13 protein-coding genes, 1 tRNA gene and 1 pseudogene are annotated in these 13,574 nt (G+C 63.2%); 6 read left to right on the top strand and 9 right to left on the bottom strand.

From position 1 onward, the window contains the following. Positions 1 to 9: 9 nt before the first annotated feature. The 4 genes and pseudogenes from AWB67_RS03155 to AWB67_RS03140 all read right to left on the bottom strand — a co-directional run bounded on the left by AWB67_RS03155 (position 10) and on the right by AWB67_RS03140 (position 4,680). Complete coding sequence (locus AWB67_RS03155; RefSeq protein ID WP_087654773.1) at positions 10 to 903, bottom strand: prepilin peptidase; 894 nt, start codon at positions 901 to 903, stop codon at positions 10 to 12. A gap of 31 nt (positions 904 to 934) precedes the next feature. Continuing rightward, complete coding sequence (locus AWB67_RS03150) at positions 935 to 2,131, bottom strand: type II secretion system F family protein (RefSeq protein WP_087654772.1); 1,197 nt, start codon at positions 2,129 to 2,131, stop codon at positions 935 to 937. Further along, positions 2,131 to 3,316 (bottom strand): annotated as a pseudogene (locus AWB67_RS03145) (GspE/PulE family protein). The gene AWB67_RS03150 and the pseudogene AWB67_RS03145 overlap by 1 nt, the downstream one beginning before the upstream one ends. Before the next feature lie 74 nt (positions 3,317 to 3,390). Further along, entirely contained in the window at positions 3,391 to 4,680 is a 1,290-nt protein-coding gene (locus AWB67_RS03140) for an HlyC/CorC family transporter (RefSeq protein ID WP_087654771.1), read from the bottom strand. Between the two features lie 439 nt (positions 4,681 to 5,119). Between AWB67_RS03140 and AWB67_RS03135 the strand changes: the two genes are divergently transcribed. Genes AWB67_RS03135 through AWB67_RS03125 form a run of 3 tightly spaced genes read left to right on the top strand, consistent with a single transcriptional unit; the run spans position 5,120 to position 7,996 of the window. Beyond that, complete coding sequence (locus AWB67_RS03135) at positions 5,120 to 5,899, top strand: acetoacetate decarboxylase (protein WP_087654770.1); 780 nt, start codon at positions 5,120 to 5,122, stop codon at positions 5,897 to 5,899. Positions 5,900 to 5,937: 38 nt separating this feature from the next. After that, entirely contained in the window at positions 5,938 to 6,720 is a 783-nt protein-coding gene (locus AWB67_RS03130) for a 3-hydroxybutyrate dehydrogenase (protein ID WP_087654769.1), read from the top strand. 13 nt (positions 6,721 to 6,733) lie between these two features. Next, a complete protein-coding gene (locus AWB67_RS03125) occupies positions 6,734 to 7,996 on the top strand; it encodes a DUF3734 domain-containing protein (RefSeq protein WP_087654768.1) in 1,263 nt (420 codons plus the stop codon). Positions 7,997 to 8,068: 72 nt separating this feature from the next. Here AWB67_RS03125 and AWB67_RS03120 read toward each other — a convergent pair whose 3' ends face one another. The 5 genes from AWB67_RS03120 to AWB67_RS03105 form a co-directional block, all read right to left on the bottom strand. Continuing rightward, on the bottom strand, positions 8,069 to 8,854 hold the full coding sequence (locus AWB67_RS03120; RefSeq protein WP_125477539.1) for a hypothetical protein: 786 nt from the start codon (positions 8,852 to 8,854) through the stop codon (positions 8,069 to 8,071). Between the two features lies 1 nt (position 8,855). Next, a complete protein-coding gene (locus AWB67_RS39415) occupies positions 8,856 to 9,095 on the bottom strand; it encodes a hypothetical protein (RefSeq protein ID WP_125477538.1) in 240 nt (79 codons plus the stop codon). Between the two features lie 153 nt (positions 9,096 to 9,248). Next, positions 9,249 to 10,124 carry an SDR family oxidoreductase gene (locus tag AWB67_RS03115; RefSeq protein ID WP_087654766.1) on the bottom strand — a complete coding sequence of 292 codons (876 nt, stop codon included), beginning with the start codon at positions 10,122 to 10,124 and terminating at the stop codon, positions 9,249 to 9,251. A 131-nt stretch (positions 10,125 to 10,255) separates the two neighbouring features. Next, positions 10,256 to 10,332 (bottom strand) — tRNA-Pro (locus AWB67_RS03110). A 39-nt stretch (positions 10,333 to 10,371) separates the two neighbouring features. Beyond that, complete coding sequence (locus AWB67_RS03105) at positions 10,372 to 11,364, bottom strand: polyprenyl synthetase family protein (RefSeq protein ID WP_087654765.1); 993 nt, start codon at positions 11,362 to 11,364, stop codon at positions 10,372 to 10,374. A 273-nt stretch (positions 11,365 to 11,637) separates the two neighbouring features. On the opposite strand from AWB67_RS03105, the gene rplU reads away from it, so the two are divergent. The 3 genes from rplU (at position 11,638) to cgtA (ending at position 13,537) form a co-directional block, all read left to right on the top strand. Next, complete coding sequence (gene rplU, locus AWB67_RS03100; RefSeq protein WP_035927503.1) at positions 11,638 to 11,949, top strand: 50S ribosomal protein L21; 312 nt, start codon at positions 11,638 to 11,640, stop codon at positions 11,947 to 11,949. A gap of 18 nt (positions 11,950 to 11,967) precedes the next feature. Beyond that, positions 11,968 to 12,228, top strand: coding sequence for a 50S ribosomal protein L27 (rpmA, locus tag AWB67_RS03095; protein ID WP_087632317.1), 261 nt, complete (start codon positions 11,968 to 11,970; stop codon positions 12,226 to 12,228). A 202-nt stretch (positions 12,229 to 12,430) separates the two neighbouring features. Beyond that, positions 12,431 to 13,537: an Obg family GTPase CgtA gene (cgtA, locus tag AWB67_RS03090; RefSeq protein WP_087654764.1), complete on the top strand. Its 1,107-nt coding sequence runs from the start codon at positions 12,431 to 12,433 to the stop codon at positions 13,535 to 13,537. The last annotated feature ends 37 nt before the right edge of the window (positions 13,538 to 13,574 follow it).

The following is a 13,574-nucleotide window of genomic DNA, read 5'->3' as shown; positions in this document are numbered from 1 at the left end:
ACTCCTTGATCATCCAAAAAGTCCGTAAAGCGGGGTGCCGAAGTAGAGCGTCAGCACGCCACCGATCGCGAGGAACGGGCCGAACGGCAGCGGTTCCTCGAAGCGCATACGTCCGCGCCACGTCGCGACGAGCCCGACCAGCGCTCCGGCGATCGCGGAAACCAGCACGATCTGCGGCAGCGCCATCCAGCCGAACCACGCGCCGAGTGCGGCGAGCAGCTTGAAGTCGCCGTAGCCCATGCCTTCGACGCCGCGCACCAGCCGGAAGATCCAGTAGACGCACCAAAGGAAGAGATACCCGCCGATCGCGCCGATCACCGCGTCGTGCAGTTGCACGAAGCCGCCATCGCTGAGATTGACGATCAGGCCGGCCCAGAGCAGCGGCAGCGTGAGCGAATCGGGCAGGTAGCGCGTGTCGAAATCGATCAGGCTCGTTGCGAGCAGCGTAGCGCATAAACCGAACGCGGCGAGCGCGAGCCAGTCCGGCCCGAACGCATACAGCGACGCGGCGGCGAAGAGAGCGGTCGCGAGTTCGATCAGCGGATAGCGCGCGCTGACGGACGCGCCGCATTTCGCGCAGCGTCCGCGCAAAAGCACATAGCTGATGACGGGGATGTTTTCCCACGCGCGCAGGACATGTCCGCAATGCGGGCAGGCGCTGCGCGGGACGGCGAGGTTGTAGCGCTCGGCGGGAGCGGCTTCGCTCGTGGTTTCGGCGTCGATTTCCGCGCGCCACGCACGCTCGAGCATGATGGGCAGCCGGTGCACGACGACCGTCAGGAAGCTGCCGATCACAAGTCCGAAGACGATCGCAAAGCCGTATTGCGCGGCGGCGGGCAGCGCGGCGAACGCCTGCGTGAAGAGGCTGGACCGCGCGACGTACGGTTCGAACGAAAGCTGCATGGGCTGTGTCTGGGTGAATTCGGCAGGGATGCTACACCACGTTGCCGAGTTGGATGATGGGAAGATACATCGCGATCACGAGTCCGCCCACGAGCGCGCCGAGCACCACGATCACGACCGGCTCGCAAAGACTCGCGAACGTGCCGATCTTTTCGTCGACCTGGCGGTCGCCGAGGGTCGCGAGGTCCATCAGCATGGAGTCGAGCGAGCCGGACTCCTCGGCGACGGCGATCGGCTGCACGACTTCGGGCGGGAAGCAGCCGAGCGCGCGCATCGCGGCCGCCAGCCGCTCGCCGTGGCGAAGGCGCGTCGCGATCTCTACGGTCGCGCGGTCGAAGATGCGGTTGCCGGTTGCGTTGGCGAGCGAATCGAAAGCGTCCGACAGCGGCGTGCCGGCGGCGAGCAGCGTCCCTAGCGCGCGGCTCCAGCGCGCGATCGCGAGCGAGCGCAGCAACGCGCCGACGAGCGGCAGCTTGAGCGTCGCGCGATCGGCGGCCTCGCGCGCCGACGGCGAGCGCTTCAACAGCCGTGCGCATCCGATGCCGACGGCCACGCACGTGGTCGCGAACGGCACGCTCCAGCGCGCGACGCCGTCGGAGAGCGCGAGCACGAAACGCGTCGGTGCGGGGAGCGCGGCGCCGAAGCCGTCGAAGATCGTCTTGAACGTCGGCACCACGCCGACCAGCAAGCCAGCCGTGATCAGCAGTGAAAGAAGCAGCACCATGACCGGATACGTCAGCGCGCCCTTGAGCTTCGCGCGCTGCGAGGCAGCGCGCTCGCGGTCGTCGGCGAGGCGGGCGAGCACGGTCGGCAGCGCGCCCGCCAGTTCGCCGACCGACACCAGTTGGCAATACAGCGGCCCGAAGCAGGCTGGATGCCGCGCGAGCGCATCTGAGAACGGCACGCCCTGCGTGATGTCGCGGGCGACGTTCTGCACGATGCGCGGCAGGCCGCCGCGCGTCGGCGTCTGCGCGATCAGTTCTAGCGACGGCGCGAGCGGCAACCCCGAGCGCAGCAGGCCCGCGAGCTGGCGCGTGAAGAGCGTCACGTCGGCGGCGCTCGATTTTGGGGGCGGCGCGGGGCCGACGGCGTCGAGTTCGAGCACCGTCCAGCCTTCGCGCTTGAGCGCGGCGCGGGCGCCAGTGGCATCAGCGGCGATGGTTTTGCCGCGTTTCGCGGCGCCGTTCGCATCGACGCCGCGCCATGCAAAACGCGTGTCAATGCTCATCACGCGATCTCCGTCGCTTCGGCCGCTTCCGCGACGCTCGTCACGCCGTCGCGCACGCGCTGGAACGCGGCGTCGCGCAGTGCAGGCATGCCCTCGGCCTGCGCCTGACGCGTGATTGCGTGGGTGGCGGCGCGCGCGACGATCAATTCGCGCAACGCGTCGGTGACGGGCATCAATTGATGCACGCCCACGCGCCCCTTATAGCCGATGCCGTGACATTTCACGCAGCCGCGCGGCTCGAAGGGGCGCGTGCCGTCGTCGAGCGCGAGTTCGGACGGCGCGCGGCAAGCGTCGCAGAGCTTCCTCACGAGCCGCTGCGCGGTCACGAGCCTGAGCGCCGACGCCAGGTTGTACGGCGCGATGCCGATGTCGATCAGCCGCGCGATCGCGGCGGGCGCGTCGTTCGTGTGAAGCGTCGAAAGCACGAGATGGCCGGTCTGCGCGGCTTTTACGGCGTCGTCGGCGGTCTCGGCATCGCGGATCTCGCCGACCATGATCACGTCCGGGTCCTGCCGCATGAACGCGCGCAACGCGACCGCGAAGGTGAGTCCGGCCTTGTCGCGCACGCTGACCTGATTGATGCCGTCGAGCTGGATTTCGGCGGGATCTTCGACCGAGCACGTTGCGCGCTTCGGCGTTCAGCATCTGGAGGAAGCAGTAGAGCGAAAGCGTCTTGCCGCTGCCGGTCGGCCCGGTGACGAGAATGAGCCCGTGCGGCGCGTGGATCGCGGATTCGACGACTTCCCGCTGTCGCACATCAAGCCCGAGCGCCGCGAGCGACAAATCAGCGGGCAGCGCATCGAGACGCCGCAGTACGAGCTTTTCGCCGAAGAGCGTTGGCAGCGAGTTCACGCGATAGTTTTCGAGCTGGCCGTTCGCGAGCGGCAGGCGCAGGCGCCCGTCCTGCGGCACGCGCCGCTCCGCGATGTCCATGCGCGCCAGCACCTTGATACGCGTGATGAACGCGTCGCGCAGATGCAGCGGCGGCCTTTGCAGAACGTGGAGCGCGCCGTCGATACGCAATCGGATGCGCCACGCGTGTTCCGCCGGCTCGACGTGGATATCGGACGCGCCGCGCGCCGCGGCGGCGCGCAAGGTTTCGGTGAGCAGCGAGACGGCGGGCGCGTCGTCGGTCAGGGGTGTCTCCGCAGGACGCGCGAAGGCGGGGCGGGAAGTGGCTGGCATGGCGTCGGGCCCTTCGTAATCAGGATGACCTGATCATCGCGCCGCGCCGCGCGCCTTCCAACTCGGCCGAAAGGCTAACGCTGCAAACGCGGTTTCGTGACGGCCGGCCGGAAGATCTTCACCGTGCGGATCGCCTGATCGTCGCTGCGCATCACTTCGAAGCGCACGCCCGCGATCTGCACCGATACATCGCCGTCGGGAATTTCCTCCAGCGTTTCGAGGATCAGCCCGTTGAGCGTCTTGGGGCCATCGGTCGGAAGATTCAGGTGCAGCCAGCGGTTCAGCTCGCGCAGCGGCATGCTGCCCGCCACGATGACCTCGCCGTTGTCGTCCCAGCCGCCGCGTGACGCGGTGCCGCGCGGAATCGTCGTCGTGAATTCGCCGATCAGCTCTTCGATGATGTCTTCCGGCGTCACGAGCCCCTGCAGTTCGCCGTATTCATTGACGACGATCGCAATCCGGTGACGGCTTTCCTGGAAATACTGCAACTGCTGGAACACGGGCGTCCCGGTCGGCACGAAATACGGCTCGGTGAGCAGTTCGCGCAGCGTCTCGCGCTCCAGCTCCTGGTTGTGCAGCGCCGACAGCGTCTTGCGCACATGCAGGATGCCGAGTACTCGATCGATATCGCCCTGGTACACGACGAGCTTGTTGTGATAGCAGGTTTCGAGCTGCTGCATGATCTGCTCGAACGGCGCATCGAAATCGAGCGCTTCGATGCGGCGGCGCGGGATCATCACGTCGTCGACGGTGATGTTTTCGAGATCGAACAGGTTCAGCAGGATGCTGCGGTGCTTGGTCGGCATGAAGCTGCCCGATTCCAGCACGACGGTGCGCAATTCTTCCGGTGACATGCGCTGGTCGCGGCCGCCCTTCGTATTAATGTGCAGCGCGCCCAGCACGGCGTTCGCGAACAGGTTGACGAACCACACGAGCGGCCGCGCGATGCGCATCAGCGGCGCGAGGATCAGGCTCGCCGGCAGCGCGACTTTTTCCGGATATGTCGCGCCGACGATCTTCGGCGCGATCTCCGCGAACACGATGATCAGGAACGCGACCAGCCCCGTCGCGATCGACAGCACGAGGTTGTCATGCCCGAACGTGCGCAGCGCGATCGACGTGGTGAGAACGGGGATGATCGTATTGATCAGGTTGTTGCCGATCAGGATGACGCTCAGTAGCTGATCCGTTTTGGCGAGAAGCCCTTGCGTGGTGCGCGCGCGGAGCGACCCCTGGTTGGCGAGGTGCTTCAGACGATGGCGATTCAGCGCCATCATCGACGTTTCGGAGATCGAGAAGAAGCCGGACAGAAAGAGAAGAAGAAAGATGGCGCCAATTTGCGCCCATAAGGGAAGGTTGTCCACGCGACCGATGAATGAGGGGGAGGGATGGGGACGACTATAACAGACCCTTCCCCAAAGCTGCCGGGACCGGCCGATCGGCCGATGGGCGGGCGTTTGACGGTTTTTTTTCGGCGTTTTCGGAGCACGATCGTGCGGGGACCGTCGATCATCTAAACGCCTTAGGCGAGCGTACTGATTGATAAGGATGGCTGGGTAAAAGTCTTATGCACTATCTTGAACAGGCGCCGATCGGCATAGGAGCTCGTGAAGCAACAATATTTTGCGAAATGGGACACGATGCATTGCGAAGGCTTGGTCGAATCGCTGGAAGCCAAGCCCGGCGGGCATTCCAGCGTTTCATGAAGGGTCTCTCAGGCGTCAAATGTCAGGTTGGCGTAAAGCGCCGCGATCGAAGAATGCCGCTACCATCGTGCCTTCCTCATCCCAAGGAATCGATGCAGTGACAGCCGATGAAATCCGCAAGAACGCTTATGCCATGCCCGTGCATAACCCCGCTTATCCGCGCCCGCCGTTCCGCTTCGTCAATCGCGAGTACTTCATCATCTCGTACGAGACCGACCTCGACGCCCTGCGCGCCGTCGTCCCCGAGCCGCTGACGGTGGACAACGGCCTCGTCCACTACGAGTTCATCCGCATGCCGGATTCGTCGGGATTCGGCGATTACACGGAGAGCGGCCAGGTCATCTCGGTGATTGACGAGGAAGGGCGCAAGGCCAGCTACACCCACGCGATGTATCTCGACGACGAAGGCCCGATCGCCGGCGGCCGCGAGATCTGGGGCTTTCCGAAGAAGCTGGCGTCGCCGCGCTTGGGCGTCGACGGCAGGGACACGCTGCTCGGCACGCTCGAATACGGCACGCAACGCATCGCGACCGGCACGATGGGCTACAAGTATCGTCCGCTCGACATCGAAACCGAGCGCCGCAAGCTCGCCGATACGCCGAACTATCTGCTCAAGGTGATTCCGCACGTCGACGGCTCGGCGCGCGTTTGCGAACTCGTGCGCTTCTTCCTGCGCGACGTCGCCGTGCTTGGCGCGTGGGAAGGCCCCGCTGCGCTCGACCTCCACGCGCACGCGCTTGCGCCGGTCGCCGACTTGCCCGTGCGCAAGGTGGTGGGCGCGCGGCACGTCATCGCGAATCTCACGCTCGATATCGGCGAAGTCGCCTATGACTATCTCGCGCCGGCCGAAGCACTGAAACTCGCCGTCAATCAATAACCAGTAAAAACTCAGCCGAAAGCGAAGGAACCACACTCATGTCATTGCAAGGAAAAGTCGCGCTCGTCACGGGCGCAGCAAGCGGTATCGGTGAACAATGCGCGCGCAAGCTCGCAGCGGACGGCGCGGCCGTCGTCATCGCCGACCTGAATCTCGTGAACGCGCAGAAAGTCGCCGACGACATCGTCGCCAGCGGCGGCAAGGCGCTCGCCGTCGCGATGGACGTGACGAACGAAGACGCGGTGAACGCGGGCATCGAGGAAGCCGTGGCGAAGCTCGGCTCGATCGACGTGCTCGTGTCGAACGCGGGCATCCAGATCGTCAACCCGATCGAAGACTACGCGTTCGCCGACTGGAAAAAGATGCTCGCGATCCACCTCGACGGCGCGTTCCTCACCACGAAGGCCGCCATCAAGCACATGTACGCGGACGGCAAGGGCGGCTCGATCATCTATATGGGATCGGTGCATTCGCACGAGGCGTCGAAGCTGAAGTCCGCTTATGTCACCGCGAAGCACGGCTTGCTCGGCCTGGCGCGCGTCGTCGCGAAAGAAGGCGGCTCGCGCGGCGTGCGGGCGAACGTCGTGTGCCCGGGCTTCGTGCGCACGCCGCTCGTCGACAAGCAGATCCCGGAACAGGCGAAGGCGCTCGGCATCAGCGAGGCGCAGGTGGTCAAGGACGTGATGCTGAAGGAAACCGTCGACGGCGAATTCACCACTATCGACGATGTCGCGAACACGGTTGCGTTTCTCGCCGGCTTCGGATCGGCTGCGCTGACGGGACAGTCGATCGTCGTCAGCCACGGCTGGTTCATGCAGTAAGGAGCCGACGACGATGCATCGCAAGTCACGTAACAAATCTTGTGGGCCGAAGTGCATCGAACTGCCTTCCTACGATGAGATCGGCCTGGTCCTGCAGGGCGGCGGCGCGCTGGGCTCTTATCAGGCGGGCGTCTATGAAGGCCTGGCCGAAGCCGGCATCGAACCGGGCTGGGTGCTGGGCATCTCGATCGGCGCGCTGAATACCGCGATCATCGCGGGCAACGCGCCGAAGGATCGCGCCGAGGCGTTGCGCGGTTTCTGGCGGACGATCTGCCAGCCGGCGGACTTGCTGGGCCACGTCGGCAACTTCGTTCCCACGATGTTCGGATTCCCCGACATCGGCCGCAAGTGGTCGAGCATGTGGTCCGCCGCGCGCACGCTGACCGAAGGGCAGAAGGGCTTCTTCTCGCCGCGCATGCTGGTACCCGTCACGGCGCCGTTCGCGGGTGCCTCGGCGAAGTTGCCGAACGAAGTCAGCTTCTACGCCACGAGCGCCTTGCGCGCGACGCTCCTGAAATACGCCAATTTCGACCGCATCAACGACGGCAACGTGCGCGTGTCGGTCGGAGCGGTGAACGTGCGCACCGGCAACCTCGTCTACTTCGACAACACGAAGATGCGCCTCGAGCCGGAGCACTTCATGGCGTCGGGCGCGTTACCGCCGGGTTTTCCGGCAGTCGAGATCGACGGAGAGTATTACTGGGACGGTGGCCTCGTCTCGAACACGCCGCTCACTGAGATCATCAACGAGTCGCAACACAAGGACACGCTGATCTTCCAGGTCGATTTGTGGAGCGCGAAAGGCACGCTGCCCACCGATTTCCTCGACATTTCCGAACGCACCAAGGACATCCAGTTCTCTAGCCGGACGCGCGCGGTGACGGATTTCGTGTCACTGAGCCAGAAGCACGCTCGGATGATCAAGGAACTGCTCGAGCACATTCCGGAGAAGGTGCGTCGTACGCATCCGCTCGTGCGCGCGGCACAGAAAGCCGCGGATGGCGGGGCGGTCAACATCGTGCATTTGATCTACAAGGACAAGTTCTTCGAAGGCCATTACAAGGACTACGAGTTCAGCAACGACACGATGGGCGAGCACTGGGCGAGCGGTCTGGAGGATATCCGCCGATCGTTCGAACATCCTGAGTGGTTTGCGATCCCGAGTCACGAGTTAGGGTTCGTGACGCATGATGTGCATCGGCATGAGGCAGCGCCGGTGTCGGTCTCGGATATGCCCCGCGAGGCGGAAGAGGCGGACGAAGTCGACGCGGGCTGAGGCTTGCGTGTGGGATTGCAAAGCGCCACCGCCGGGTATGCCGGCGGTGGCGCTTTTATGTGAATGGCGCCATCAGGACTTCAAAAGCGCGTTCATCTCGTCGATGCTCGTCGGTACGACGGCGGTAGGCGTGCCCATTTTGCCTGCGTCGACAGCGAGCGTCACGTTCGAATTGCCAGCGAAAGCCGCGTTGACAGCATCGACAGTAGTCGCGATCGTCAGATTTCCGCTGTCGAGCGAATTGCCCTTTGTCACGACGACGGGCGTTGGCGTACTCACGAGAAGCGACGCATCGCCATCGGGCGACGTCACGTTGAGTTTTCCATCGACGGAAACCGTGTCGGTATTCGTTTGGGCCGAGTAGTCATCTCTTTCGAACCAGTCGACGAGCGTGATGCTGTCCGTCCTGCCATTCACCGTGCGCTTGACGGTCACGGAACTCGTCTTTGCGACAGCCGACTCGATGCCGTTCGATGTGTGTTTCCCGGTCAACGACATGGTGCCGTCGATGGAGCCTATACCCGTGTTGGTCGCGAACGTCAGCGCGGACGCGGTGACATCCGCGGCGACGGCAAAATCGCCACCGGAACCGATGATGCCTTCGACCTTGTTCATCGCGAACGTCATGCCGCCGTTGATGGATTCGAGGGCCTGTCCTTCTAACGTCCCGAACTGCCTGCAATTAGCGAACTCGATCATCGCGGAACCGCCGCGCGTGATGCTGCGGGAGTTGTCCGAGTCCTTCAGGGTCACTGTTGCGCTGCCACCCCCAGGACAGTCTTGCGTGTGCTTGCCCGCCGAGCTCTGGTTCGCGCCGGTAATCGCGGTGGCGAGCGTATGCAGATAGAGTTGATACACGTCACGCGCTGCGAAGAGCACATACCCTGTTGCTTTCTTGCTTTCTTGCTTTCTTGCTTTCTTGCTTTCTTGCTTTCTTGCTGGTTGCGTAGTTGTTGACGGGGTCTGCGAGTTTCATCGTCGATGGCGGCTGACTGCTCGAATTCGCCACGCTGCCGCTCTCGTCACCTCCGCCACCGCCACACGCAGCAAGCGAAATGACGGCTGCTGCGGATACCCCAAATTTTGCTATTTTTTTCAAGGACTGTACTCAGTTTGCTGGATGTTATATCGGCTCGGCTTCTCTCAAGCCGAGCAGGAATCCTAACAGTCAGCAAAAGCCGGTAGCAAGGCGGCGGTCGGTGCTTATACCCTTAGGCCGGACGGCATTTTCTCGCGTCTTGCCCGAACGAAGTCACGGACCGCTGCGGCGCTTCGTCATGCCGTCCGAGCGCAGCATGCCGGGCAATGCCTCGACGAAGAAATCGGCCTGCAGCGGCGCGCCAGGTTGCATGTCGTATTGGGCGAAGTCGCGCACGCCGGCGGCCAGCAGCACTTCGTCGTCGAGAAAGAAATTGCCCGTGCACTCCCGCGCGGGGCGCGTGAGAATGAAGTGCGCGGCATCGGCGACGATCTCAGGCTTACGGCACGCCGCAAGCATCCCCGATCCGCCGATTTCGTTGCGCACGGCAGCCGTCGCGATGGCGGTACGCGGCCACAGCGAATTGACCGCCACGCCGCGCTCACGGAATTCGCTCGCGAGCGCCAGCGTAAAGAGACTCATCGTGTATTTCGCGATGGTGTAGGCGGGAAATTCCTCGAACCACTTGGCATCGGTGACGAGCGGCGGCGAGAGCGTAAGGATGTGCGGATTGGCGGCTTCGAGCAGATAGGGCAGGCAGGCCTGCGCGCACGCGAACGTGCCCCGGCCGTTGACGCCGTGCATCAGGTCGTAGCGTTTGACGGGGGTATCGAGCGTGCCGGTCAGCCGGATAGCGCTCGCGTTGTTCACGAGAATATCGATGCCGCCGAACGCATGCACCGTTTCCGCGACGGCGCTCTGCACGCGCTCCTCATCGCGAATATCGACGACGAGGGGGAGTGCCTTGCCACCGGCCGCTTCGATCGCGGCGGCCGCGGTGTGGATCGTGCCTTCGAGCCGCGGATCGGGATCTGCGGTTTTCGCGGCGATCGCGATATTGGCGCCGTCGCGCGCCGCCCGCAGCGCAATCGCCAAGCCGATGCCGCGACTGCCACCGGAAATGAAGAGGGTCTTGCCGGCGAGGCTCATGGTCGTCTCCCGAGTTTTTCGTTGCCAGCATACGCCTGGTTTTCGAATCGGATGACTTGAGCGAACGGAGCCCCAAAACAAAAAACCGCCAGCGAGCTGGGCGGTTTCGGCCTTGATCTACAAGGAAATTCTGGTCGGGGTGAGAGGATTCGAACCTCCGGCCTCTACGTCCCGAACGTAGCGCTCTACCAGGCTAAGCTACACCCCGAATTTTTACTGCTGGACTCTTACGCCATTACAGTCTCGTTCAAGACTGTCTCGCCGTCGAGTAAGAGCATAATTCTAGCAGGCTATCTTTAAAAATGGAATCGGGAAAGGAAGAAATCGCTTTCGCCGCCGCCTGCGCTTCACCGCGCGCGCATTCCAGCGTGTGATCGAGCGCGCCGGAGCGCGTGATTGCCTCGAAAATCGTGTCGAAGCGGTCCGTGCCGCCCTGTTCGATCGCTTCCCGCGCGAGCGCCGCTTCTTCCGCCGTGCCGTGTTCCATCAGGTAGATCAGCGGCAGCGTCGGCTTGCCTTCGCGGAGGTCGTCGCCGGCGTTCTTGCCCATCGATTCCGCGGTGCCCGTGTAGTCGAGCCAGTCGTCCATGATCTGGAACGCCGTGCCGATGCGCCGACCGAACTCGGCGGCCGCCGCTTCTGTCTTCGCATCCGACCCCGACAACACCGCGCCCAACTGTGCTGCGGCTTCGAAAAGCTTCGCCGTCTTATAACGAATGACCTGCATGTAACGCGCTTGATCGACGTCCGGATCGTGCATGTTCAGAAGCTGCAGGACTTCGCCTTCGGAAATCACGTTCGTCGCGACCGACAGAATTTCCATCACGCGCATCTTGCCGACGCCCACCATCATCTCGAACGAGCGCGAATACAGGAAATCGCCGACCAGCACGCTCGCCGCGTTGCCGAAGAGCGCGTTGGCCGTCTTGCGGCCGCGGCGCAGATCCGACTCGTCGACGACGTCGTCGTGCAGCAGCGTCGCTGTGTGGATGAACTCGACGACAGCCGCGAGTTCATGACGATGTCCGGTCGTATCGCCGAGCGCGCCCGCGACGAGCAACAGCAGCGCGGGCCGCAGACGCTTGCCGCCGGCCCCGATGATGTACTCCGAAATCTGGTTGATGAGCATCACTTCGGATGCCAGGCGCTGCCGGATGACGCGATTGACCTGCTGCATGTCCTCGGCGATCGGGGCGAGCAGAGTGGCGGCGTTGGGGGATGAAGTGGCGGTGGACGACATGATCGGCAATTAGGATAGTGCCGCGAATTATAAGGCGAATCGGCCTCTCGACGGAGTTTCCCCAGCCGATGCGACGCGGTGCGCGGCCGGTTTCGGCGGATATTTTGCGATATTTGATTGCACGGCCATTCGTCAGGCAATCGGTCGGGCTGCGACCGCTGGCTTGCCTGAAAGACAAAGTCAACGGCCTTTGACGTCGATCCTAACTCTCTGTATAATCACGCGTTTTCCCCGCACGGTGCGCGGAAAAATGAATTCAGAGTGAGGTTCTCAATGTACGCGGTCATAAAAACCGGTGGCAAGCAGTATAAGGTTGCCGTCGGCGAAAAATTGAAAGTAGAACAGATACCGGCAGACATTGACGCTGAAATCACGCTCGACCAGGTTCTCGCAGTAGGCGAAGGTGAATCGATTAAGTTCGGTGCACCGCTGGTGAGTGGGGCTTCCGTCAAGGCTACCGTCGTGTCCCAGGGTCGTCACAAGAAGGTCACGATCTTCAAGATGCGTCGCCGGAAGCACTACCAAAAGCACGCTGGCCATCGCCAGAACTATACCGAACTGCGTATCGACGCGATCAACGCGTAAGCGGCAAGGAGTAATCACATGGCACACAAAAAAGCAGGCGGGTCTTCCCGCAACGGCCGCGATTCCGAATCGAAGCGCCTCGGCGTGAAGGTTTACGGCGGCCAGGCAATCAACGCGGGCGGCATCATCGTTCGCCAGCGCGGCACGCGCATGCACCCGGGCGAGAACGTCGGCATCGGCAAGGATCACACCTTGTTCGCGCTGACCGACGGCCACGTCACGTTTACGACGAAGGGCGCAGCGAAGAAGCATCTGGTCAACGTCGTCCCGGCAGCCTAAGTCTTACTGCACGGGCTTCAGGACCGCAAAAGGCCCCGCGAAGTTCGCGGGGCCTTTTTTATTTGGTTTCCAGGACATTTGGCTTATATCGTTTGCACGTTGGCCGGCATTGGCCGGTCGCGGCAAAATAGGGTGTTTGCTGGTGTAACGCCTAGGCGCTTACGCCGGCCCCCACGGCACGAAACACGGGACGGAGCAACGCATGAAGTTCATTGACGAAGCGAGAATTGAAGTCATCGCCGGCGACGGAGGGGATGGCAGCGCGTCGATGCGCCGCGAGAAGTTCGTCCCATTCGGTGGACCGGACGGCGGCGACGGCGGCCGGGGCGGCAGCGTCTACGCGGTCGCGGACCGCAACATCAACACGCTGATCGACTACCGGTACGCGAAAAAACACCAGGCGCGCAACGGCGAAAACGGCCGCGGTGCGGACTGCTACGGCAAGGGCGGCGACGACATCACCTTGCGCATGCCGGTCGGCACGATCATCGCGGACATGGAAACCGGCGAGCTGATCGCCGATTTGACCGAGCATAATCAGGAAGTGCTGATCGCGAACGGCGGCGCGGGCGGCCTCGGCAACCTGCATTTCAAGTCGAGTACGAATCGCGCGCCGCGCCAGAAGACCGAAGGCAAGCCCGGCGAGCGCCGCATGCTCCGGCTCGAACTGAAGGTGCTTGCGGACGTCGGCCTGCTGGGTATGCCGAACGCAGGGAAATCGACGTTCATTTCGTCTGTCTCGAATGCGCGGCCGAAGATCGCCGATTATCCGTTCACCACGCTCGCGCCGAATCTCGGCGTGGTGCGCGTCGGTCCGAGCAAGAGCTTCGTGATCGCGGATATCCCCGGCCTGATCGAGGGCGCGGCGGAAGGCGCGGGCCTCGGCCATCGGTTCCTGCGGCATTTGCAGCGTACCGGCGTGCTGCTGCATCTGGTGGATCTGGCGCCGTTCGACGAAAACGTCGATCCGGTCGCGGAAGCGAGGGCAATTGTCAACGAATTGCGCAAGTACGACGAAGCGCTGTATGAAAAGCCGCGCTGGCTCGTGCTAAATAAGCTCGACATGGTGCCGGACGATGAGCGCGAAGCGCGCGTCGCGGATTTCCTTGATCGCTACGAGTGGAGCGGTCCGGTGTTCGAAATCTCCGCGCTGACGGGCCAGGGCTGCGAAGCGCTGACCTACGCGATCTTCGATTACATCTCGAAGAATTCAGACGCGTCTCGCGCGGCCGAGGCGGAAGATCTTGCAGCAGACGTTCGTTTTCGCGATGAAACTGCCGCCGTGCCGAAGCAGGACGAGGAAGAATAACCACGCACCTGCGCGCTCGCGCAGCCAACGACCACCC

The sequence above is a fragment of the Caballeronia terrestris genome (assembly GCF_001544515.1).
Classification (GTDB): domain Bacteria; phylum Pseudomonadota; class Gammaproteobacteria; order Burkholderiales; family Burkholderiaceae; genus Caballeronia; species Caballeronia terrestris.
The sequence above is the reverse complement of the archived record's forward strand: the minus strand, read 5'-3'. Positions and strand labels throughout refer to the sequence as shown.

What these genes read in the sequence shown, in the direction of transcription:
- AWB67_RS03155 (WP_087654773.1), bottom strand. Translation starts at nt 903, where the DNA reads ATGCAGCTTTCGTTCGAACCGTACGTCGCGCGGTCCAGCCTCTTCACG.
- AWB67_RS03150 (WP_087654772.1), bottom strand. Translation starts at nt 2,131, where the DNA reads ATGAGCATTGACACGCGTTTTGCATGGCGCGGCGTCGATGCGAACGGC.
- AWB67_RS03130 (WP_087654769.1), top strand. Translation starts at nt 5,938, where the DNA reads ATGTCATTGCAAGGAAAAGTCGCGCTCGTCACGGGCGCAGCAAGCGGT.
- AWB67_RS03125 (WP_087654768.1), top strand. Translation starts at nt 6,734, where the DNA reads ATGCATCGCAAGTCACGTAACAAATCTTGTGGGCCGAAGTGCATCGAA.
- AWB67_RS03115 (WP_087654766.1), bottom strand. Translation starts at nt 10,124, where the DNA reads ATGAGCCTCGCCGGCAAGACCCTCTTCATTTCCGGTGGCAGTCGCGGC.
- AWB67_RS03105 (WP_087654765.1), bottom strand. Translation starts at nt 11,364, where the DNA reads ATGTCGTCCACCGCCACTTCATCCCCCAACGCCGCCACTCTGCTCGCC.
- rplU (WP_035927503.1), top strand. Translation starts at nt 11,638, where the DNA reads ATGTACGCGGTCATAAAAACCGGTGGCAAGCAGTATAAGGTTGCCGTC.
- rpmA (WP_087632317.1), top strand. Translation starts at nt 11,968, where the DNA reads ATGGCACACAAAAAAGCAGGCGGGTCTTCCCGCAACGGCCGCGATTCC.
- cgtA (WP_087654764.1), top strand. Translation starts at nt 12,431, where the DNA reads ATGAAGTTCATTGACGAAGCGAGAATTGAAGTCATCGCCGGCGACGGA.